The organism is Myroides sp. DF42-4-2 (assembly GCF_030326445.1).
In the GTDB taxonomy this organism is placed as follows: Bacteria; Bacteroidota; Bacteroidia; order Flavobacteriales; family Flavobacteriaceae; genus Flavobacterium.
This window is the reverse complement of record NZ_JACAKI010000028.1, coordinates 1-21090: the sequence shown is the minus strand read 5'-3', so window position 1 is coordinate 21090 and position 21090 is coordinate 1. Positions and strand designations below refer to the sequence as shown.

The window sequence follows — 21090 nt, the reverse complement described above, 5'->3', positions numbered from 1 at the left end:
TATCCATTGCTATAAAACATGGACCAAGCAGAAGCCAATTGAAGAAATTTTGATAAAGGTATTTTTAGAGTTATAGTCCAGATGACATCTATCAACCCCTCTTACAAATGAAAGAAAAAGCGAAAGAGGAGGTGAAAAAATAGTATTCGACCAAGGTAAAAAAACAACCTTGTTGAAAATGTAATTAGACCAGTAGCGCTTGGACGTAAAAACTACTTCTTTGCTGGTTCTCATGATGCTGCACAAAGAGGGGCGATGGTTTATACGTTTTTTGCTAACTGTAAAAAGTATGAGGTTAATCCATACCAATGGCATAAAAATAGTACAGATTTATATCCTCATAACTATAAAAAGTTAATCTCTGAAGCTGTAGAAAAATAATTAGATTATGCAAGATGTACTTGCTTGGGGGTATACCTTTCAAAGAATTAAAGTATTTAAAAATGGTTACAATTTTTTTAATCAAAAAAGCCCGGTTCTACTATGAAACGGGCTTTATCTAAAGTCTTGTCTTACTTATAGATAGTATCTAAAATTATTATTCACTAATAATCTCTTTTGGGAGTGTAACACAAATTATACAAACCCATCTTTTTCAATCGATTAGGCTTTAAATATTTTTGTCTAGGAATTTTTTTTACACCATCAATATATTTTTCCTTACTTGGTATAGTTATATAAGCTTTTGTATCAACTATTTTTATATTTCCTATGCTTTTTCTACTTCCTAAACCAAGGCAGGAACATCCCATAACACTCGAAATATTTAAGCCTAGGTAATGTATTTTAAATGAATTACATGTTCATACATGTTAAAATAATGAATTCATATCTTGCTGTCTTTTAATTTCTTCATCTTGACTATCTAGAATTCTAAATAATACATTCTTAGTAATTTTTTGATTCTTATCTAATTCTGTTGCTTCTTCATCTAACTCATAAATTGAATAAGATAGATGAATTTCATCAAATAGATTAATGATTTTCTTTAATAAAATAGATATGTCATCGTGATCATTATAAAATAATATTCCAATAATTATTGGTTCATTATTTTCTATTTTATATTTTATTTCATTAAGAGATGTCATAGTAAGTTGTTTTATTTTATATAACGACTTGCTATCTATTTCTTTTTCATTTAATGTAATTGCTATTTTAGACATATTTTTAAATTCATTATCTGTAGTGGACCAATTTATATTAAAAATTGGACTCCTTGTCTAAACTCTATTATTTCATTTACCATAAACACTAATACCAGTTTTCTACTTTCCCCATCATTTCTCCAATAACTTCAAAATGTGTAGCAGTATCTAATATTTGAATATTATTAATGTCTCGTTTTCCTCCTAAAGGAATAGCAGGTACATATCCGTAACATTCTCCATATTTTAAAGGAGGAAACTTATCTCTTATATTAAAAAACTCTGCTGAATCGAAAAAGGATTTATCTTTTTTTGCTCCATCCATTATTAAAAGGTTTAAAACGTATGGTAATTTAGTTGCTGTATGAGTTGAATATTGTCTTATATTTATAAGATAACATCTATCTCCTTCATCAGGAGCTACTGTCCAATTCTCCAATCCTTCCCACACCAATATATCTCCTAATGCAGTGATACCAAAAACGAAAGATGGCAACAAAGTTTTATCTATATAATTAAATACAAATTCGTACTCCTCTGGATTAACTAATTGCAAAAATCCGTCTGCATACATTCCAAAACCATAATTCTTCCATAAATAGATTAATTCATCTGGAACTATCCCTTTAAATTTATTTATTAGTTCTTGTGGTACTTCACTATACTTTTTAAAACCATTAATTTCATTAGTTTTTTTTAAAAAATTTTGAAATGAAATTTCTTTAATATCTTTTTCTGTTAAACTCATGTTTCTTCTGTTACTTTACAATAATTTTACGTTCATATATAAATCATCTGGTAGGTTTGATAGAGGAGGTATCTTATACCCTTGTTCTTTTAATTTTTGCTCTAAAATGGTTACGTTTTTTTTTAATATCGAATCTAAGTGTTTATTTTGGAATTAGGCAATACATTTTAGTTGTATACAAAAAAACACCTAATTTACGATGAAATAAGGTGTTGATTAATTTTACAATTATAAAACAGATTTACGCTCAAGATTATAAAGATCTATTTCTTCTTTGCCAAAAAGAAGTTCTTCTAATGCGGCTCTTCCATATTTTAATTTATAATCTAACTCTTTATCTGATATAGGTACTGATAACAAACAATGAAATTTTTTATTATCAAACTCTAAAGTACTTAATTTATCTTCCCATAAATATGGTTCAATAAACATTATATGCTTCATTTCTATCTCATAAAAATCCTCTATCATATTTGTAAATACAGTTCCTGGTTGACAATTCAGTTTGTTTTTAATTAAAAAGATACCTAATTCACCTAGTATATCTAAAATATTCTCGAAACGTTTATAACTTGTCATTAACAATTCTATAGCGATGTTTTTAAATTCACCTCCTTTTACTTCAAAATTATTAGGATAATCAGATACTCCTATTGAGCTCAATATTGCAACGTCTCTATCAATAGGATCAGTTACGTAGACAATATCTATTGAATAATTCTCTTCCTTATCTAAATATTCTAATACTTTTGATTCAAATCCAATTGCATTTGCAAAATAACGTGCATATGCAATATTATCTTCTGTTCGTTTTACTCTACTCATAATTAATATTTACATTTAATTTCCAATATATATCTGAAGGAGCTTCTCCTCGGTGGCCTAAATTTGATTTTGGTAATTCTGGCTTTATATGACTTGATGTATTATACTCTGTTCTAAATTCTTCTATTCTTATCCCTCTCCTAGCAGCACTCCTGTTTCGTTATCTTCTTTCAATCCAAATTTTTTCTTTGTCAAATCTTGTATAGCAACAATTATAACAGCTAGTATTTCTTGATTAGTATCTTCCTTAAGTAGTAAAAAAGACCTAGCTCCATTCTGAACTAGGTCTTTTATTATTTATCTATCATCAATTCTTTGTGATGTAACATATTGGTAAATCCTTAAAAAAATTAAAAACAATAAATTATTAAAAGAATTATTCAACTTTATTATCGTTCGATTCCTATCTTAGTCCATTCATCAATAATTTCCCATATTCCTACATTTACACTTGGTACATCATCGTGTTTCCAAATAAAACCAATAGTTTTATTTTCTGATTCTGTATCTATAGCGGCATAATCTCCCATACCATTATGAAATAAACCTATTGAATTATCTAGTTTAAAAGGGAAATGTGTAATATCAATATCATCTAAAATCCCCCAATCTTCATCACCTAAAATAATAGTGGATTCTATAGGTGATAAACCATTAGATTTAGAAGCAAAAAATACCCATCCATTATGAAGTTTATTATATATATCTCTAAAACTTAATGGTAATTTATCAAAATAATCAGGAACTACTTTTATTATTGGGTTATAACCAATATAATATACTTCTTTTTTTGCTAAATTGTTTATAGAGTACAACAACGCGTAATTATCATTTTCTTTAACCAACTCTATGTCGATTAAATTTCCACTTAAATAATTAGTTGTAGATTGAAACTGATATGGATATTTCTCCCATTCCTCTATAATTCGCTTCTTTCTTGCTTCAGCAGTTTGTTTACTTAATGCTTCTACCCAATAAGTAGGAATGTTTTTTATCATTTCATCATTCAATGATATGATTTCAATATTTTTACTATATCTCTTTAAAAAATCTCCTTTTCTCATTCTTTATTTTTCTATAAAAATTCATCTATTTGTTTTTGTAATTGAACTTCTAATTCCTTTTCTCTTTTCATCATTTCTTCTCTAAACTTTGGATCTACTGGTATACCTTTTCCTTTATGTTCTGTCCATTCTTCATAAGTTTTTGATCCTTTTGAGGTATTTGCCGAAGGACTTAGTCCCATAAAGTTATCACGATTATTAAGAACTTCTAGTTGTTGTTCTTTTGTCAGTTTCTCAAAACCTTCCATCCTAATAGTTTTTTTCAAAGGAACTATATGATCAGCATGCAAATTACTCGTTATATCTAAGCCTGGTAATGCTGGGTCTTTCATAGGTAAAGCAATATCCTCATTGACAGCTAATCTTATTTCTTGACTAGGAGATAATGCTCTTAACTCTTTATGTCTTTCATCAGTTATTCTAAGCTCACCATACCCATTATGCACCAAGATACCATCCTCTGTCACATAATAGTTCTCATTATCAGCAATATCAAAGTTATAAACTTTTTCGTAATGTGGAAAGGTTACTATACTAATAACAGTCGTATATTACCATCCATTAAATGAAGTAAGCCTCCTGCTCTGAGCTCACTAGCCGTTACCCACTGATCATTACAATAAAAACGATGCTCAGGAGTCACACTTACTAGCTCTCCTGTAGGTAGCTCTAGTGTCAGCATCTGCTGTGTGTAGCGTTCATGCTTTACCTCTACAGGTTTATACTCATTACACTTAGTAATTTCATTATAGGTTAAGACTAATTCACCGACCTCTACATCTTCTATATTGCGAAGACCTAACGAAGTATGTACTTTAGTACCTGCTGGGAAACAAACCTCAGTAGCCCCTTTGGCTGCGAAGACACTAAGTATAAGATCTACTGCACTTTCTTATGCTTTCTCTAATAAAGTCTTATCACTAGACCATATACTATACTGATCGTAATATGACCCTCCTATTCCTAATCTACGCATAGTTTTACAAAACCAAGGAGCACTTCTTATTCCCTTAAAAGTAAAGGATTCTATCAGCTCTTTCTTTGCAGTATTAAGGAACTGACGTCCAAATTCTTTCCCGAAAGCCATAGATGCCTGGCCAAAACCTGCTGTACCAGCTGTAGCTCCTACAGCTCCTCTGACCATCCCAACTCCTCCACGGCCTGCTAAAAAACCAAATGCAAACTCGCCAATATGCCCTAAGTTAGTCAACAGAGATTTTCCCATCGCCCCCCACATTGTTTCACTTGCTGTAATTTCACCTCCTTCTTTAACACATATCATCTTCGATGATAAAACTAAAGCCGAATTCCCATTAATAGAGAATCTTTCTGACGCTTCTGTCCATTTTCTACTGCTTGTTGCGCTCTTACATTTAAAGTACCCCCAAGCCGCCGCCGCTATTCCTACCGCTATTATACCTGCTACTATCCAGCCTGTCCGGGTACGCAAGCTGCTACTCCTGCCGCTACACCCGCTTTAAAAGTGGTACTCCCTAAACAGATAAAGTTATTCCCCTTTAGCGTATCTAACTCTGTGGCAGCTTTATCTCCGCTAAAGTAAACATAGTCTTGGCTTGTTACCTTCATTCGTTTTGGTACAGCTCCTTTATTACAAGTTAAATAGTGTGCTTCTGTTAGATATTCTTCTTCTTCCATACACTTACTCTTTTTCTAGAACTGTATTCATATAACTATGACAATAATAATTATCTCCCAACACTTCTGTTACTGTAAAATCTGAATACTCTAAAGTTCGACCATCATACTTATACTTACCATTTATTTTATACTCAGGTTTCAAATTCTTTACTTGCGAAAAATCTGCTAAGCGACGTACTACCTTCTCATCTTGAATCATTTGCCCTCCAACTATAAAATTATCTTCTTCAATAGATATCATCAGATTAATAGGTATGACTATACCTGCTCCGAAACGATCCATTTCTTCCTTCTTAATATAATTGCGATTACCTTGACCAGGTTCTTTTGCAAAGATGAAAAAGAATTGATATATAAAATGGATGTACTTAATCGATCTTATCTCTTTATTTATGTCTGTTAATTCAAATTCCTTTGCCCTGATGATATCATAAGATTCTAATGGATGAGCATTTATTAACCAAGACTTAATATCTTTCCACTTACTCATTAATTCATCTACATTATATATCTTGACAATCTCACCTCGTTTATCTACACCTAAAACAATAGTACTATACATACTACATATTTTATTAGTCAATTCTGCTATTTGAACAACTATAGGGTAAACTTTGCTGAAAACCAGGCTCCTTGTTCAGGAGACAATTCATACATTTCGGCTCTTAATTTCTCAAGTAAATTATCAATTTTATCTTCGTAATTACTGTCTCTATAGTCAGGATTAAATGACTTTTCAATACCATTTTCAAAATAAGAAGGTAGAGATTGGCTCTGAAAAAGTTACAATTAACTTGATTTCTAAGGTAGCATAATCCCAATTATCTTCAGGGACATTTTCATACATTGTTTGAGTAATTTTTTCTACTAATAAGTTTATATCTTCCATTATCTATGTTTCTTAATTGCTTTTATTTTCAAATTTCAAGATTAATTTGTCAATTTTCTTAAAGCAAAAGGTGATAAAACAGTTTATACTCGACCTGAATTCCATAAGAAGTTAATACATCCTAATAATACCTCGTGGACTTGCCACGAGGTATTATATTAAATTGATTTTTTAATTGATTTTTCTTTCCGATTATCTTTATAATAAACAATTATATGTTGGATATTTTTATTTGAATCTGCTACAAACTCAATTTTAAAGTAGTTATTTCCCTTAGGTTTCATAAAATTACTTTTCATAGGTTCTAATTCAAATTTTGGTTTACCAATTCTTTGATAAAACAATTTACCTTTTTCTAAAGTAATTATTTTATCATCATACATTCCTGCATAATTATTTAAAGTTTCTAAATCCAAATTAAGTATGCTGTGTTTTGCTTTTAACAAATCTAATTGCCAATTAAGATTAAATATTTCAGCTTCATCTGTTGTATTAAGAAGTAAATTTTCAACTATCTTGGTTGTAGCTATCTCTAAGGCTGATTCTGATGCTACTTCTATATCAGGTTGGACTCCTACTTTTTCCCAATTCGTTTTTGTAATAGGATTGATAGCTCTACCATAAGGAATGTAAATAACAAAATCAGCACTTATAGGTTTAACAAATGTATTATGTGCTCCTCCAGCAGTTCTCTCACCTACAATTGTTGCTCTACTAAGTTTTTGCAAGTTATATGCAAACTCTTCAGCTGCTGAAAAAGTCTTATCACTAACTAAAATGTAAATAGGAATAGTAAGAATCACATTAGCTTTTTCAGGCATTGTCCAGTACTCCGTAAGTCTGTTTAAAGATCTATCAAAAGAATCATTAAGGTGAACTGTATTTGCAAAAAAGAAACTACTTATAGCTGCAACCGCATCTGGTGATCCTCCTGTATTTGTTCTCAAATCAATTATTAAAGCATTCGTGTATTGCAAAAATGTTAAAGCTGACTCTATTGTTTTTAGCCCTTCTTCATCATCTGATACAAAACTTGTTAGGTTTAAGTACCCTATATTACCATAAAGTATTTCAACATTACTAAATCCATAATTAATCTCTCTATATGTACTTATTGAATCTTCCTCTTCTTGTTCTTCTTTTTCTGATTCTATCAATTCCGTAGCTAACATTGGATTGTATTGTACATATAAATGCTTATCAAAGTAAATTTCATTTAGACTCTTATTAATGATATCTGCAAATTTAATAGGATCTACTATTTTTGAATAAACATTGGATTTATATTGTTTATCAATACTTTCTTTCATCTTAAACGCTAATTCTTCAAAAATGTAATTTTGTATTAGTAACTGACCTATATTACTAACTAAAAGAGATTTATCTACTTCATTGAGGGTTTCTTTTTTTTGGGAATAATTCGACTGTGTGTATAACAGCATTGACAGTAGAAAGATTATTTTATTCATTGTCTATATAAGTGAAATAGGTTAATTACTTTTGTTAAAGCAATATTAAGCATTTGTTCTAGGAAATGAAATTAGTCTAAAAAAAATATAATTTTCCATTAACATTTCAAATTTTAACTTCACAAAATTCTTTAAGATACTTTTCAATCTTGTTAAAATGTATTAATACAGTGTAAATAACACATTAAAATACTTTAAAAATTTCAATACACAAATGGACATGAGCTATTAAACTTATAAAAAAGAAATAACTGTAGACAAATCATCTAATCCTTCTGCCAATCAATCAAAAAAAACTCATAGTAAACGTTACGTTTATGGAATTTATGGATATAGCTGAATTATTTGGTTACAGTATTTCTACTGTCAACAAAATCAAAAATGTGATCTTGCAATACTGTAGTAGCAATATAATTGAAAATGAAAAACTAGTATTAGAACTATTCTCTAAGAAGTAAACTTCTTATTTAAAAAAGAATTACCATCCACTATAATTGAACGTAGTAATTATCGAGATGTGTCTTTGTCCTTACAAATTGGAAATTTGACAGCCAAAGACCACTCGTTTTTCTCCCGAAGGTCGCAAAATTGGTAAGATGATTATTTAAGATAATGTATTAAGCAAAAAAGGTAGAATACCATCCATAGTAATTCTACCTTTTTTCGTTTATATTAAATGTAATAGCGAAGCTGAAGTTCTTTGTACAAAACCACATTGCCTATAGAAGCTTTCATATTTTTCTTCATAATCTACATGAATCCATTCAATAGAATTAGCTTTACACGCAGATATAGCTTTAACAACTAACTCTTTACCAATACCTTTATTGCGAAAGTTGGGATCTACAGAGGTATCAAGGAGAAAGGCATGTTTATTTCCATCCCAAGCTATATTTATAAAGCCTATGATTTCATTACCCCAATGTGCAGTAATATAGCTTAGACTTCTAGATAATACTTGATTGTAATCTATCCACATATGGTCTTTCCATACTTTCCCCATAAAACTATTTAAAGCATTTATGTCTAAAGAAGCATTAATTGTATAAATTATCTCGTGATTCATTACTTTATTAAGATTAGATATTACATTTCCCATTTGGGGGTATATAGATACAAAGAAAACAGATAAGCTACGCTTATCCTCGTTTTTTTATTTCCAAAAAGTACTCACAAAGCGAGCTTTGGAAAAAAGAAAGAGGGATTATAGATCCCATTTGGGGGTATATAGACACAAAGAAAACAGATAAGCTACGCTTATCCTCATTTTTTTATTTTTAGCAAGTTGTGCTGAGAGTAAAACTCTCCATTAAAGTGAGGGATTACAGATCCCAAAAGGGGTATATAGACACAAAGAAAACCAATACCTCATTGCATTCGGCCTTGTGTTTTTTTTATTTTCAGCAAGTTGTGCTGAGAGTAAAACTCTCCACAACTTGCTGAAAATAAAAAAAACCGATAACTCTCGTTATCGGTTTTCTTTGCGGAGAAAGAGGGAATATAACCCATATATAAATAGAGTGTGATAAAATACTATTATTTTGATTTATTGGTAGTTATGTTTTTATTAAGTCGATTAAATACCTTAAAATACTATATGATAGTATCAAAATTGGGTGTATATTTGGGTGCTATTACAAATAACTATGACTATAAAAAGAAAGATAACTATTGCTATTGAAAAGAGAAAGAAAGATGGTGTATTAATCACAGAGAACGTTCCAATTCGTGCAAGAGTGGTATATAATGGTGGCCGTGTAGAACTCTTTACAGGCTACCGCATTGATGCTTCTAAATGGGATGAAGCAAAAGAAAAGGTACGCAATGGGTGTACCAATAAGCTAAAACAAAGCTCTTCCGAAATCAATACAGCAATACAGGAGCTATCTACTACGATTGATAGAATCTTTAAAGAGTATGAATTGAAAAACGAAGTACCTTCTTTTGAACTCTTAAAAGATGAAATAAAACGCTACTCAGATAAACAAACCATATCAGCAACAGAAAAGAATCTCTTTACAGCTTTTGACGAGTTTGTAAAAAGTAGTGGTAAACGCAATGATTGGACAACTGCTACTTACACCAAGTTTAATACTGTTCGTTCACATCTTTTTTCTTTCAAAAGCAATTTTCAGTTTACTGATATTAACGAAAAGACGTTATTAGACTACGTTTCATTTTTACGCATTGAAAAACAGATGCGTAATAGCACCATCGAAAAGCAAATTAGTTTTGTAAAGTGGTTTTTGAAGTGGTGTAAAAACAACAATTATACAATTACCTATAATTTTGAAGAGTTTAAACCAAAACTAAAGGAAACATCTAAAAAGATAATCTTTTTAACTCAAGAGGAAATCGAACAGATTAAATCAACGGATTTAGGCACAAAGTCGTACTTAGAACGTGTACGTGATGTATTGCTTTTCTGTTGCTATACAGGACTTCGCTATTCAGATGCCTTTAGCCTAACAAGACACGACATTAAAAATGATGCTATTGAGTTTGTTACCAAAAAGACAAATGATATGCTGAGAGTTGAATTAAACAAACACAGTAGAGCAATATTAGAGAAGTACAAAGATGTACCTTTTGAAAAAGGAAAGGCTCTACCTGTTATTTCTAATCAAAAGATGAATGACTACATAAAAGAACTTGGAGAGTTAGCAGAGATTAACGAACCGATTAGAGAAACCTACTATGTAGGCAATGAAAGAATAGATGAAGTAAAACCCAAATACGAACATTTAAGCACTCACGTAGGGCGAAGAACATTTATCTGTACCGCTTTATCATTGGGGATACCTGTACAGGTTGTAATGAAATGGACAGGACATTCAGACTACAAATCAATGAAGCCTTATATTGATGTAGCTGATACGATTAAAGCGAATGCAATGACTAAATTTGATATGATATGAATACAGTAGATGCCCAATTAGAATTAACAAGATTTATGACTGATAACACAATAGTGATGTGGGAAAAAGAATTAAACACATCAGGAAATTCGTTTAATTTCGATTCCCAAGATATTTATAGACAATATATGATTAATATCTTAATGTTTGATTTTAAAGACCGAATTGATTCTGCAAAAGACACACAAGAAAGAAAAGAAATTTTATCTATTGTTAGAGAAAATTTGGAGACAATAATTAAGTTGTATGAAAAAAATTCTGATTTCTTCACTAATCTTGATAGAGATGGACTTCGGTTAAAGAAATACCGAGAAAGAAATAAAAATAGTTTGTCAGATAATGATTTAACAATGGAATTGTATAGAGAAACGGAATTGCCTGAACGTAAAACCTACTTTGAATCAAGTTTTTACAAAGAGATAGGTTTTTTAAACTACGACTACCACCAAGAGATATATAATCATAGTAAAAGGCTTTTAAAAGATGTGAAATCAAATTTTAAGGACTATGAAATGTATGACAATGATTATCTTTTTATTAATGACAAGCCTATATTTTCAATGGGACTTATTAGTAAACTACATAGTATAGTAAACAATCAATTTATTGAAGATATATCAGAATATGATTTTTATAGAGAGATAAATATCTTACATACAGTGAATAAAATAAAAATCAAAGAGGATTTTCTATACACTTTCTTTTATGTAATTCATTGCTTACATAATAACATAGAAAACAAAAGTTTAAAGAAAAAGTGGTTTGCTCAAATATTAAAAGAATTTAAGATTAAGAAAGCAACTTATGACTCTAAGTATAAACACATAACAGGTAGCAGTGCCAATGATACATTAAAAGAGTATCGCAATCTCATTGATTCAGCTTTTAAACAATAAAGTACTATAAAAGCCTTTAAAATTTATAAATCCACCTTTGAACCACTTTAGAATTTTACTAAAGTGGTTTTTTTGTGCAATAAAGTGTGTTTTTCCACCCCCTCTCCACCTTACACACATCGTAGTTTTGAATTGTTCGAACATCACAAAATCGTATAATTTAAAAACTAAAACTATGTATATAAGCGAATTAAAAGAAAAGCCAGTTTGGCAAATGACAGGAGAAGAACTATTACAGTTATTACAAACAGTATCTATAAAGGATTTTAAAGAACTCAATACTTCGCAAGAAACGCAACAATCTACAAAGCGTTATGTTTACGGAATACGTGGTATAGCAGACCTACTTGGGTGCAGTATTACCACTGCTAATAAAATCAAGAAAGAAGGTCATATCAAAAAAGCGATTATCCAAAGAGGTAGAAAAATTATAGTCGATGCTGACTTGGCATTAGAACTATTCGCTAAAAAATAAAAGGGACAACTTGTGCAAATCGTCCCTTAATATCCAATTAAAGTATAACTCAACTCTTATCGTATAAAGATAAGGATTATTAAAACACAAGTAAATATGAGCTTAGATATACCCTATATCCGAGTAGGAACTGCTTACTTTAAAATCATCGAAAAACCTTTGATATCAGGTGATAAAGTTAAAGTAATGGTGCGTTGGACTCGTGAAACGATTGTATCAGATCACGGAAAGTCCTACTTAGAGAACGTCTTAAAATTAGATGGCTTTTGCTGTATTCCAGACCATCTTAACTATCAACCAATCGTAGAAAATTTTTTTAATACCTATAATGAATTAAATATGAAACCAATAGAAGAAGATTTTAACTTAAATGAATTAGAACAATTGATTCCAAACTCACTACACTTTGTAAAGCACATATTCGGAAGTGAACAATACGAATATGGTTTAGACTATCTAAAGCTATTGTATGAGAAGCCAACGCAAACCTTACCAATATTGTGCCTTGTTAGTAAAGAACGTGCAACAGGAAAAAGCTCTTTTATTAAATGGCTTAAAAATATCTTTGGACTCAATATGACTTATATCAAAGGAGATTCTTTTGGTTCTCAATTTAACGCTGATTGGGCAAGTATGTTATTAGTTGCCATAGACGAAGTATTCTTTGATAAGAAAGAGATTACAGAGCGTTTAAAGTACCTTTCTACTACTGACAAAGACAAAGTTGAAGCAAAGGGAAAAGACAGACAGGAAATAGAGTTTTTCGCCAAGTTTATTCTTTGCTCTAACAATGAGGATGATTTCATTCAAATAGACGAAGAAGAAATACGTTTTTGGATTCGAAAGATTAAACCTATTGAATCAGAAGACGTTCACTTTATCAAGAAGCTAACAAGTGAAGTTCCTTATTTCATCAAATACTTACTTCTACGACCTTATTACACCACGCAACAAACCCGAATGTGGTTTACACCTAAACAGATACTTACAGCTTCCCTTTTAAAACTAATTAGTAAAAACAAAATAGAGATTTCACTTTTAGAACTTTTAAACCTGTGCTTTGAAAAGGTTGCCGAGGATGAAATTTGCGTAGCTCCCAATGATTTACTCTTGTTATTACGCAAGACAAACCCAAAACTAATTATATCTGCTAGTGAAATAAGAAAGATTTTAAAGAAATGGGATTTCGAACCACAAAATAACACAAAATCTTATCAAGGAATAGAGCTTTTATCTCATGGAGAATTTGTTAAAATAGAACGTAGAGGACGTTACTACATCATTAAAAAAGATTTATTCTATAAAATATTTGATGCAATGATGCAAGAATAGATTAAACTATTGTTTATTAATAAGTTACACTGCATCAAAGTCTGCATCAAACTAAAAATACATCAAGTTTGATGCAAGAGTGATGCAAGAAACAAAATGAGTTTGATGCAGTGATGCAAGAGTGATGCAGAGTATTTTATTGAAATACAATTGATTAACACCTTTCTGCATCATTGCATCAAAAAAAACAGATTTTTAACCCGACTATTTCAAAACGTATGAATTGTGAATCAGCTAAACAAATTAGCCTAACAGACTTACTTAAAAAGTTAGGTCATACCCCAACCAAAATAATGAGAGTTGATTGGTGGTATCTCAGTCCATTTAGAACTGAAAAAACAGCATCATTTAAAGTGAATATTGATAAAAACGTGTTTTATGACCATTCTGCTGGTTTTGGTGGAACAACACTTGATTTTGTGATGAAGTACAATAATTGCGATATTAAATCAGCTTTAGAATTGCTCAAAAACGATTCTTTTTCTTTTCATCAGCCAATTATTGTGAGTTCTAACATTATTCAAGAACCAACATATACAATTCAAGCGATTAAGCCATTAACACATCCAAACTTGATACAATATATCACTGAGCGTAATCTTAGCCTTAAAATGGCTCAAACTTATTGTAAGGAAGTACACTATACTCTAAACAACAAATCATATTACGCTGTTGGTTTTCCCAATACCACCATAAATGGTTTCGAACTAAGAAACGTGTATATAAAAATGTGTCTTGGAAAAAAGGCAGTAACCTACTTTGATAACAAAAGTAAACATATTGTCTTGTTTGAATCTTGGAGTGATTACATCAGCTTTTTAACCCTTTATCCAAATGCAGAAAAGCAATATGATTATTTGATTCTTAATTCCGTATCAATGTTGAATAATACAATAATTAAAACACCAAATAATTATTTGTACAAATGTACAAATGGGGAATTGTATAAATGTATCAATGTACAAATGGATAAAAGTATCAATAATACTTTGTACAAAGAATTAAAGTATGAAAGTATTATTTGTTGTTTCGACAATGATAAAGCTGGAGAAAGTGCCTTTCAAAAAGTAGCTCAGACCTATACAAACGTTGTTGATGGACGAAAACTGTACGAGAATCACAAAGATTTGAATGATTATTTACTAACTATTAACCGCAATGATTTGACGTGAGAATTATCGAGATGTGTCTTTGTCCTTACAAATTGGAAATTTGACAGCCAAAGACCACTCGTTTTTCTCCCGAAGGTCGCAAAATGGTAAGACGATGAAAAAAACAAAGAAGATAGAATTTAGAGTTAGTCTTACAGAAGCTCTAATCATAAAAAACAAAGCAGAAAAAGTAGGTTGTAGCGTTTCAGAATACATTCGAAACACCGCACTCGACTATTCTTTAGCCTATAAATTAACTCCTGAAGAAGTAGAGGTTTACAAACTACTAAACAAATACGCTGATAATTTTAGGCGAATAAGCAACCTTTTTAAGCTTGGCGATACAACAGGAGTTAAACAGCACACCATTGAAACAGCTAATTTAATTCAAACTCACTTACAAAAACTACTGTAATTATGATAGCTAAAGCAAAATCTTGTATTGGTGGCACAGCGTTATTCAATTACGTGATAGATTCTAAAAAAGGATATGAACTATTGAGAAATAATCTTTCGGGGGAAACTCCGAAAGATATGTTTCAAACGATGCAGATACTACAAAATCAAAACAGCAGATGTAAAAACAATACTATATCGGCTGTTATATCTCCAACCATTGCAGATAGTCAAAAGATGAGTGATAGAGATTTAAGGGTATTAGCAGTTGAGTTTTTACTTGGTTTACAAATCGATCCTACCAAAGCTCAATATATTGCATTTGTTCATACAGAAAAAGAGCACAAGCATATTCACATCATCGCCAACCGCATAGATGAAAATGGAAAGGCTTTAAAAGATAATTATATTGGGTTTGAATCTCAAAGAGTAGCTCATGAAATAGCACTTAAATACGGATGGACTTCTATAAGGCAAGAAAATAAGAACAAGAAGCAAAGAGCTAACAATACTAATTTAATAGCTAAAAATGCTATTAAAACAGCTCACAGGGAAGTTTTAAGACAGAAACCAAAAGACCTGCAACAATATATTCGCTTAATGAGGATAAAACAGATTGAGGTTAAGCCTACAATTAATAAACAGGGTAGTATTCAAGGGTATCGGTTTGTTCATTTACCAACAGGTACAAACCTAAAAGCAAGTGAAGTTGACCGAAATATGAAATTAAATGATTTGTTTAAAAATGCAACAAGTGCAGAACCTAAGGATGAAGTACACAAACTATTTACAAGTCAAGAATCATCCGAACCACAAATTCAGAATTGGAAAACAGATGTATCTGTTTTATTTAGTATGCTATCTGTTTTACAGTTTGGCGGTAATAATGAAGACGATGAACAAAAAAAACGCAAACGAAGAACATTAAAAACATAAATTATGGCAAAGACCCAACCTAAGTTAACAGATATGACTGAATTACTACTTCAGCAAGTCATACAATTAGAACAAACGATAAAGCAAAGCGAAAAAGCTCATTTAGATACCATCAAGGAATTGAGCAATATCAAGGTAACAGTAAATGTTGCAGAACTCCGACAGATAGAAAAAGAACTCCGACAGCGATTACAAAATGACTTTGAAGAGTTTCATCGAGAGATAACAAAAAACAATGAAGAACTTTTAAAGGTTCATAAGGCTGTAAGTTCTAAGAGATTGTTATACTTGATTATATTTAATATCATTCTAATTTTAACAACAGGTTTTTCTGTGTATTTAGCTGTTAAGAATATTATTGACAAGTCGGAGTATGAGCTTCTAGTAAATGAAAAAAGTCAATTAATAAATCAATTAGAAAATGTAAATCAGTTTTTTATCGAAAATCCTAAGACAACAAAGTTTTTCAAAGAGTGGAGTCAAAAACAATAATTCGAAAGTATTTATCAAAGTTATTTCCGTAAAATTTTTAGAGCTTTGAAGGCTCAAAATTTTATGGAATAACTTTGTTGGAATAGGTTCACAATATTTTAAAAGATTTACTAACGGTTTGCCGCTTTGCGAAGGCGGGATTTTTAGCACTGAACTTTAATCGAAGAACAGAAATTGAATTTTGCACTTCCGTTGATACGAAGCCGTTCAGCCCGCCTATTGCCAATACGATGTTGTACGACGTAGTTATGTTTTGGGTTTTAGTCCAGCTAAATATTTTCGTATGTCATTTTCTAATTTATCCGGGTATTTGTACTCTAATTTTTTTGACAATTCAGTTCCTATTTCTGAAACTAAATCAGTCATTGAAAATAGAGCAGTCCAATTTTCCTTTATATTGCTCCCTGAAAATGTTTGTTCTGTTTTAGCCCACATTTCCTGGTTAAGATACTTTTTGAAAAGTCGTCCATATTTATTGGTCGTTATGTTCCAATTGTGTTCACTTGCAATGTGCCATTCAATTAAAGGAATTAAATATTCTGTGCGAATAACGGTTTCCGACATAAATTTCGCATAGAATATTTCATCTCTCACAAGACACTTTGCCACGTAAGTTGTGTCCCACCAAAAATCGTTTATTAGATTTTGAAACTCTTTTTCAGACGGTTTTTTGATAATGGAAATTTGATAAGTTGGTTTCAGCATTTGCTTTGTAATACCATCTTTATCAATTAAAATTTTATAACCAATATCCCAATCTTCTGGTAATTCTTTCTCTTGCGTTTCCTTTATAAATTTTGATTTGCTGTAAAGTTTAAAATCTACTTTCACACCGTCTTCATAAAGTAGCATTTTCATTGCGTGTTTATGGTTAAAACAACTTTCGTCTTCTTCAATCATAGCAATTGGATTTCCGAATTTAAGCGTCCAGCTTTTGTCTGAAATGTAATTTGTATTATCCTCAAAAACAAATTCAATGTCTAAATCACTAAATTCGTCAACAAGTGCTAAAGGATTTACAAGTGAACTTGTCAGAAGAAGAACTCTTACATCTTCGTTTTTCTCCGACCATTCTATAATTGTTCTTAACTTTTCTTCTCTGACTTTCATTTTGTTTGGTTCGGTTTTACTATGTCGTACAACGTTTGGCAAATTGGCGATGGAGCCGACTTTTAGCACAAATGTTGAATAGAATTACTAATCTTCAACATTGCACAAAAGTTCAATAGAAGTACTTCACCGGCTCTATTGCCAATTTGTTTGTTATGTGCCGTTTTATTCCATTTTATACATTTAACAATTGCTGAAACGTAAAGTCGGGTTTAAACATTTCAATTTCGTTTTGAGTTGATTCTTCTTGTGCTTCTTTGCCATAGATAAACATTTGCTGTTCATAATTTTTAACAGCCTCTTCAATGCTATTAAATTTTCCATCGGCTAGATTATCAGACAATATCAAGGCATCCACCAACCCACTATTTACTCCCTGCCCTGCAAAAGGCGGCATCAAATGTGCGGCATCCCCAATCATTGTTATGGGTAATGGGCGCTTGCTTTTCCAAGGCTTTTCTAAAGGAAATATCCGTGTAGCCAATCCTACAAATGACAACGTCGTATGAATCAATTCTTTGTAGCGTTCGTCCCAATCGGAAAATTCTTTCAGAAGAAAATCAACGACACTATTTCTGTTTTGAAAATCTACCTGCGTTTGGTTTTTCCATTCATCAGGTGTTTTAAAACTTATTCCAAAATGCAATGCACCATTATTATTGGGGTTAGCAAATAATAAATTACCTTGGTGAGATGCCATTAGCCGGTTTCCATTGCATAGCTGAAAAAATCCAGGACAGTTTATCTCTGGTTGATGAATATCGGCTTGTATATTGAAAGTACCTGTTTCTTCAACTTCCGTGTCGGTAACAAATTTTCTTACCTTGGACATCCCGCCATTGGCAAGAATAACCAAATCTGCTGTTTCACTCGGTTTATTCTCAAAAGTTAGTGTCCACTTCTTCTTACCAGGTTCAAGCATAACAAGTTTTCTATCCCAAATAACCGTGTCGTTTTCTAAACTATTCAACAAGATAGCCCTTAAGTCATTTCTGTTTATTTCAGGATTGTCAAATCGATTTTCGGGCTTTACATTTTTTGTGGATAAAATATTGCCTTTTTCATCAGCAATATTTACACCCATTGGTAAGGCTAAGTCATAATAAGTTTGTAACAATCCCGCTTTTTTCATTGCTTCCTGACCTGAACCTTTGTGTAGGTCAAGGGTTCCACCAAAAATTCTTGCCTCTCGGTCGTTGTCTCTTTCGTAAACTGAAACGTCTATGCCGTTTTGCTGTAATAATTTTGCCATAGTCAGTCCAACGGGTCCACCACCAATTATTGCAACGTTCTTATCACTAAGTAAATTCATTTGTTTGTCTGTATCTATTCGCATTGTCATTCAAAAATGGCACATAACGGGAAACGCATTGGCGAAGTGGCGGATAAATTGGACAAAAAGTTCAATTTAGCGAGAACGTAGCCGATGTGTTTCCACAGAGCTAACTTACAAATAAAAAGCGAATGTGGAACACATTCGGCGGAATAAAATGCAGAAACTTTCAATTTAGCACTTAACCTGCCATTTTGCCAATGCGATGTTATGTGAAGGAATTTTTAGTATCTTTGTATTCAAATAATTCACATTTTATGTATTTCAGCAAGCCTTGGTAATTAAAAATTAAAGTAAATTATTAAATCGTCTTTTTGAGACGGTTGCTATTTGGTACGTTAATTTTTAATTTAAAATAAGGTAATAATGAAAAATATAAAACCCTTAACTTTTCCGTTTAATTCGGAAAATAATACATCCATAAAACAAAGTCTTTTTCGATTTCGAGAATATTTTGATTCTTCTACAATTGTTGGTTTAGGCGAAAACTCACATTTCATAAAAGAGTTTTTTACATTCAGGCATCAAGTTATTGAGTTTTTAGTAACTGAATGTGATTTTGACACCTTGGCATTTGAGTTTGGTTTTTCTGAAGGATTAGAAGTTGATAAGTGGATAAAATCACAAATTCCATTCGACGATTTGGATAAGTTACTGTCACACTTTTATTATCCAAATGAGTTTAAAGATACTTTGCTATGGCTTCGTCGGTATAATCAAGACAATAATAATCAAATTACCTTTTTAGGTGTGGATATTCCTAAAAATGGAGGTTCTTATTTTCCAAACTTTCGTATTGTATCTGATTATTTGCAAAGACTTTCAATCGTTTCTTCTGATGTCTTACAGAAGATTTTAAATCTTGCTGAGAAATTTGATTTCTATTCGACTTCTCAGCTTGCGTTAAATTTATCGCTTTTTGATGAAGCTGAACATAATGAATTAAAAGCATTGCTATTAAAAGTTTACATTCGTTTGATTACTCTTCAACCAAAATTAGAAAGTTTAGAATTTCAATCGATAGTTCATCAAGTTAAAGGCTTGATTTATATGAATTATAATGCTGATGCTATGGAAAGTTTCATTACTGAAAGGGGAATTGAAGGAGATATGGGAGCAAAAGACCAGTATATGGCAGAAAGCATTGATTGGTTTTTGAAAAATTCACTTGGTAAAAAGATTATTTTGGTTGCCCACAATGCTCACATTCAAAAAACTCCGGTAGATTTTGATGGATTTATTAGTTGTTATCCAATGGGGCAAAGACTTTCGATGACTTTTGGAGAAAAATATAAAGCATTTGCAATAACTAATCTACGTGGAGAAACTGCGGCATTGTATCCTGATAATGATTATCAATTTGGCTTTAGGGTTGATAAATTTCCACTTGATTTTCCAGAGTCGGATTCTGTTGAATTTATTATGCAAGAATTTGGAGGAAAAGAATGCTGTTTACTAATGAACAGAAGTACGGAATTAAAAAATTGTAATAAGATTCGATTTGATTCGATGTGCCTAAAAACTGAAATAGAAGAAGCTTTTGACGGAATTTTTCTAATAGAAAAATCAACTGTTTCAGAAGTAGTGGATTGAGAATTTATAAATTTAATTTCGAAACGGCACTTTCTTTTTGGAGGTGCCGTTTTATTCTTTCACATAACGTTTTGGGTATTGCCGAAGGCGGGGAATTCGAAGCTGAAAGTTTCGATTTTGCACCGAGGCGAGCCAAAACGAATTTTTATGAGTTAAATTTAAAAATAAAAAACGAATAAAATTCGTTTTTGGCGGAGATAGTAGCACAAATTTTGAATTTAGCACTTTAGCCCCGCTTTTGGCAATACCTTGTTAGCGGTAGTTTTTTCTTATTTCGTGTAGGATTTCTTTCATTTTTGGTTCAATATTTAGTTCGTCAAATAGTTTCTCCGATAAATTTAATGAGTTTTCAAAAGCTAAAATTATATTTTTAGGATTTAAATCCGATGTTACTGTTTTATACGCAAAATACCAAGTCGTATCAATATCCTTTTCAAGACTTTTAGTTGGACTTTCCCAATGTTGGGTTTTGTTTGTTCTTGCTCTAATAAGCCAAAGCAAATATTTCTGAACATTTGATAAACTATGATGAGCATGAGCAAATTCTTCTCGCTTAATTAAGTTGCTTGTTGTCAGTATAACATTCAGTAATGATTGACTTAACCACAAGATGTTTTCATTTGTTATTCTTTCGGGCGATTTCGTTTTGATTTGAT

24 protein-coding genes and 3 pseudogenes are annotated in these 21090 nt (G+C 31.3%); 11 read left to right on the top strand and 16 right to left on the bottom strand.

What is annotated here, in order from left to right; translation table 11 throughout:
* Nucleotides 1–162: 162 nt before the first annotated feature.
* Nucleotides 163–381, top strand: a pseudogene (locus HX062_RS15065) (IS66 family transposase); the annotation flags it as partial.
* A gap of 431 nt (nt 382–812) precedes the next feature.
* Here HX062_RS15065 and HX062_RS15060 read toward each other — a convergent pair.
* The 12 genes and pseudogenes from HX062_RS15060 to HX062_RS15010 form a co-directional block, all read right to left on the bottom strand.
* Complete coding sequence (locus HX062_RS15060; protein WP_286467973.1) at nt 813–1166, bottom strand: hypothetical protein; 354 nt, start codon at nt 1164–1166, stop codon at nt 813–815.
* Nucleotides 1167–1254: 88 nt separating this feature from the next.
* Nucleotides 1255–1896 carry a GAD-like domain-containing protein gene (locus HX062_RS15055; RefSeq protein ID WP_286467972.1) on the bottom strand — a complete coding sequence of 214 codons (642 nt, stop codon included), beginning with the start codon at nt 1894–1896 and terminating at the stop codon, nt 1255–1257.
* A gap of 228 nt (nt 1897–2124) precedes the next feature.
* Nucleotides 2125–2721: a suppressor of fused domain protein gene (locus HX062_RS15050; RefSeq protein WP_286467971.1), complete on the bottom strand. Its 597-nt coding sequence runs from the start codon at nt 2719–2721 to the stop codon at nt 2125–2127.
* Nucleotides 2714–2860: pseudogene (locus HX062_RS16215) on the bottom strand (GH-E family nuclease); the annotation flags it as partial. The gene HX062_RS15050 and the pseudogene HX062_RS16215, both read right to left, overlap by 8 nt.
* Nucleotides 2861–3110: 250 nt before the next feature.
* On the bottom strand, nt 3111–3785 hold the full coding sequence (locus tag HX062_RS15045; protein WP_286467970.1) for a hypothetical protein: 675 nt from the start codon (nt 3783–3785) through the stop codon (nt 3111–3113).
* An 11-nt stretch (nt 3786–3796) separates the two neighbouring features.
* Nucleotides 3797–4252 carry a hypothetical protein gene (locus HX062_RS15040; RefSeq protein ID WP_286467969.1) on the bottom strand — a complete coding sequence of 152 codons (456 nt, stop codon included), beginning with the start codon at nt 4250–4252 and terminating at the stop codon, nt 3797–3799.
* Between the two features lie 62 nt (nt 4253–4314).
* Nucleotides 4315–4572: a Hint domain-containing protein gene (locus HX062_RS15035; protein WP_286467977.1), complete on the bottom strand. Its 258-nt coding sequence runs from the start codon at nt 4570–4572 to the stop codon at nt 4315–4317.
* Nucleotides 4573–4677: 105 nt separating this feature from the next.
* Entirely contained in the window at nt 4678–5067 is a 390-nt protein-coding gene (locus HX062_RS15030; protein ID WP_286467968.1) for a hypothetical protein, read from the bottom strand.
* Nucleotides 5068–5210: 143 nt separating this feature from the next.
* Nucleotides 5211–5441, bottom strand: a complete 231-nt coding sequence (locus HX062_RS15025; protein ID WP_286467967.1) for a hypothetical protein — start codon at nt 5439–5441, stop codon at nt 5211–5213.
* Between the two features lie 4 nt (nt 5442–5445).
* Nucleotides 5446–6006 carry a hypothetical protein gene (locus HX062_RS15020; RefSeq protein ID WP_286467966.1) on the bottom strand — a complete coding sequence of 187 codons (561 nt, stop codon included), beginning with the start codon at nt 6004–6006 and terminating at the stop codon, nt 5446–5448.
* 186 nt (nt 6007–6192) lie between these two features.
* Entirely contained in the window at nt 6193–6333 is a 141-nt protein-coding gene (locus HX062_RS15015) for a hypothetical protein (protein ID WP_286467965.1), read from the bottom strand.
* A gap of 158 nt (nt 6334–6491) precedes the next feature.
* Nucleotides 6492–7802 (bottom strand): S41 family peptidase, encoded by a 1311-nt coding sequence (locus HX062_RS15010; RefSeq protein WP_286467964.1) that lies wholly within the window; start codon nt 7800–7802, stop codon nt 6492–6494.
* A gap of 317 nt (nt 7803–8119) precedes the next feature.
* Between HX062_RS15010 and HX062_RS15005 the strand changes: the two genes are divergently transcribed.
* The gene (locus HX062_RS15005) at nt 8120–8260 is read left to right on the top strand and encodes a hypothetical protein (protein WP_286467963.1); all 141 of its coding nucleotides are present in this window, start codon (nt 8120–8122) and stop codon (nt 8258–8260) included.
* A gap of 209 nt (nt 8261–8469) precedes the next feature.
* Here the strand turns inward: HX062_RS15005 and HX062_RS15000 are convergent, their stop codons facing one another.
* Nucleotides 8470–8901: a GNAT family N-acetyltransferase gene (locus HX062_RS15000; protein ID WP_286467962.1), complete on the bottom strand. Its 432-nt coding sequence runs from the start codon at nt 8899–8901 to the stop codon at nt 8470–8472.
* 547 nt (nt 8902–9448) lie between these two features.
* Here HX062_RS15000 and HX062_RS14995 point away from each other — a divergent pair.
* The 8 genes from HX062_RS14995 to HX062_RS14960 all read left to right on the top strand — a co-directional run bounded on the left by HX062_RS14995 (nt 9449) and on the right by HX062_RS14960 (nt 16398).
* Nucleotides 9449–10720: a site-specific integrase gene (locus HX062_RS14995; RefSeq protein WP_006260869.1), complete on the top strand. Its 1272-nt coding sequence runs from the start codon at nt 9449–9451 to the stop codon at nt 10718–10720.
* Nucleotides 10717–11616 (top strand): hypothetical protein, encoded by a 900-nt coding sequence (locus tag HX062_RS14990; RefSeq protein ID WP_006260870.1) that lies wholly within the window; start codon nt 10717–10719, stop codon nt 11614–11616. The genes HX062_RS14995 and HX062_RS14990 overlap by 4 nt, the downstream gene beginning before the upstream one ends.
* 175 nt (nt 11617–11791) lie before the next feature.
* A complete protein-coding gene (locus HX062_RS14985) occupies nt 11792–12091 on the top strand; it encodes a DUF3853 family protein (protein ID WP_006260872.1) in 300 nt (99 codons plus the stop codon).
* A gap of 96 nt (nt 12092–12187) precedes the next feature.
* Nucleotides 12188–13423: a primase-helicase family protein gene (locus tag HX062_RS14980; RefSeq protein ID WP_006260873.1), complete on the top strand. Its 1236-nt coding sequence runs from the start codon at nt 12188–12190 to the stop codon at nt 13421–13423.
* Between the two features lie 218 nt (nt 13424–13641).
* A complete protein-coding gene (locus HX062_RS14975; RefSeq protein WP_036496816.1) occupies nt 13642–14595 on the top strand; it encodes a DUF8464 domain-containing protein in 954 nt (317 codons plus the stop codon).
* 94 nt (nt 14596–14689) lie between these two features.
* Nucleotides 14690–14989 carry a plasmid mobilization protein gene (locus tag HX062_RS14970; protein ID WP_286467961.1) on the top strand — a complete coding sequence of 100 codons (300 nt, stop codon included), beginning with the start codon at nt 14690–14692 and terminating at the stop codon, nt 14987–14989.
* Nucleotides 14990–14991: 2 nt separating this feature from the next.
* Nucleotides 14992–15906 (top strand): relaxase/mobilization nuclease domain-containing protein, encoded by a 915-nt coding sequence (locus HX062_RS14965; RefSeq protein ID WP_286467959.1) that lies wholly within the window; start codon nt 14992–14994, stop codon nt 15904–15906.
* A gap of 3 nt (nt 15907–15909) precedes the next feature.
* A complete protein-coding gene (locus HX062_RS14960; protein ID WP_286467958.1) occupies nt 15910–16398 on the top strand; it encodes a hypothetical protein in 489 nt (162 codons plus the stop codon).
* Between the two features lie 246 nt (nt 16399–16644).
* Here the strand turns inward: HX062_RS14960 and HX062_RS14955 are convergent, their stop codons facing one another.
* Together HX062_RS14955 and HX062_RS14950 are read right to left on the bottom strand one after the other, a co-directional pair.
* Complete coding sequence (locus HX062_RS14955; RefSeq protein WP_010257826.1) at nt 16645–17508, bottom strand: AadS family aminoglycoside 6-adenylyltransferase; 864 nt, start codon at nt 17506–17508, stop codon at nt 16645–16647.
* Between the two features lie 175 nt (nt 17509–17683).
* Complete coding sequence (locus tag HX062_RS14950; protein WP_008651082.1) at nt 17684–18850, bottom strand: tetracycline-inactivating monooxygenase Tet(X2); 1167 nt, start codon at nt 18848–18850, stop codon at nt 17684–17686.
* Nucleotides 18851–19207: 357 nt separating this feature from the next.
* Here HX062_RS14950 and ere(D) point away from each other — a divergent pair, with 357 nt between their 5' ends.
* Nucleotides 19208–20434, top strand: coding sequence for an EreD family erythromycin esterase (ere(D), locus tag HX062_RS14945; RefSeq protein ID WP_095073170.1), 1227 nt, complete (start codon nt 19208–19210; stop codon nt 20432–20434).
* 252 nt (nt 20435–20686) lie between these two features.
* Here the strand turns inward: ere(D) and HX062_RS14940 are convergent.
* Nucleotides 20687–21090, bottom strand: a pseudogene (locus HX062_RS14940) (LinF); the annotation flags it as partial.

Excerpts from the sequence above, each read along its gene's own strand:
- HX062_RS15045 (WP_286467970.1), bottom strand. The coding sequence starts at position 3,785 with ATGAGAAAAGGAGATTTTTTAAAGAGATATAGTAAAAATATTGAAATC.
- HX062_RS14955 (WP_010257826.1), bottom strand. The coding sequence starts at position 17,508 with ATGAAAGTCAGAGAAGAAAAGTTAAGAACAATTATAGAATGGTCGGAG.
- HX062_RS14965 (WP_286467959.1), top strand. The coding sequence starts at position 14,992 with ATGATAGCTAAAGCAAAATCTTGTATTGGTGGCACAGCGTTATTCAAT.
- HX062_RS15030 (WP_286467968.1), bottom strand. The coding sequence starts at position 5,067 with ATGATATGTGTTAAAGAAGGAGGTGAAATTACAGCAAGTGAAACAATG.
- HX062_RS15055 (WP_286467972.1), bottom strand. The coding sequence starts at position 1,896 with ATGAGTTTAACAGAAAAAGATATTAAAGAAATTTCATTTCAAAATTTT.
- HX062_RS14995 (WP_006260869.1), top strand. The coding sequence starts at position 9,449 with ATGACTATAAAAAGAAAGATAACTATTGCTATTGAAAAGAGAAAGAAA.
- HX062_RS14975 (WP_036496816.1), top strand. The coding sequence starts at position 13,642 with ATGAATTGTGAATCAGCTAAACAAATTAGCCTAACAGACTTACTTAAA.
- HX062_RS15020 (WP_286467966.1), bottom strand. The coding sequence starts at position 6,006 with ATGTATAGTACTATTGTTTTAGGTGTAGATAAACGAGGTGAGATTGTC.
- HX062_RS15015 (WP_286467965.1), bottom strand. The coding sequence starts at position 6,333 with ATGGAAGATATAAACTTATTAGTAGAAAAAATTACTCAAACAATGTAT.
- HX062_RS14980 (WP_006260873.1), top strand. The coding sequence starts at position 12,188 with ATGAGCTTAGATATACCCTATATCCGAGTAGGAACTGCTTACTTTAAA.
- HX062_RS15025 (WP_286467967.1), bottom strand. The coding sequence starts at position 5,441 with ATGGAAGAAGAAGAATATCTAACAGAAGCACACTATTTAACTTGTAAT.
- HX062_RS14985 (WP_006260872.1), top strand. The coding sequence starts at position 11,792 with ATGTATATAAGCGAATTAAAAGAAAAGCCAGTTTGGCAAATGACAGGA.
- HX062_RS14990 (WP_006260870.1), top strand. The coding sequence starts at position 10,717 with ATGAATACAGTAGATGCCCAATTAGAATTAACAAGATTTATGACTGAT.
- HX062_RS15060 (WP_286467973.1), bottom strand. The coding sequence starts at position 1,166 with ATGTCTAAAATAGCAATTACATTAAATGAAAAAGAAATAGATAGCAAG.
- HX062_RS15050 (WP_286467971.1), bottom strand. The coding sequence starts at position 2,721 with ATGAGTAGAGTAAAACGAACAGAAGATAATATTGCATATGCACGTTAT.
- HX062_RS15010 (WP_286467964.1), bottom strand. The coding sequence starts at position 7,802 with ATGAATAAAATAATCTTTCTACTGTCAATGCTGTTATACACACAGTCG.
- HX062_RS15005 (WP_286467963.1), top strand. The coding sequence starts at position 8,120 with ATGGAATTTATGGATATAGCTGAATTATTTGGTTACAGTATTTCTACT.
- HX062_RS15000 (WP_286467962.1), bottom strand. The coding sequence starts at position 8,901 with ATGGGAAATGTAATATCTAATCTTAATAAAGTAATGAATCACGAGATA.
- HX062_RS14960 (WP_286467958.1), top strand. The coding sequence starts at position 15,910 with ATGGCAAAGACCCAACCTAAGTTAACAGATATGACTGAATTACTACTT.
- HX062_RS14950 (WP_008651082.1), bottom strand. The coding sequence starts at position 18,850 with ATGACAATGCGAATAGATACAGACAAACAAATGAATTTACTTAGTGAT.
- HX062_RS14970 (WP_286467961.1), top strand. The coding sequence starts at position 14,690 with ATGAAAAAAACAAAGAAGATAGAATTTAGAGTTAGTCTTACAGAAGCT.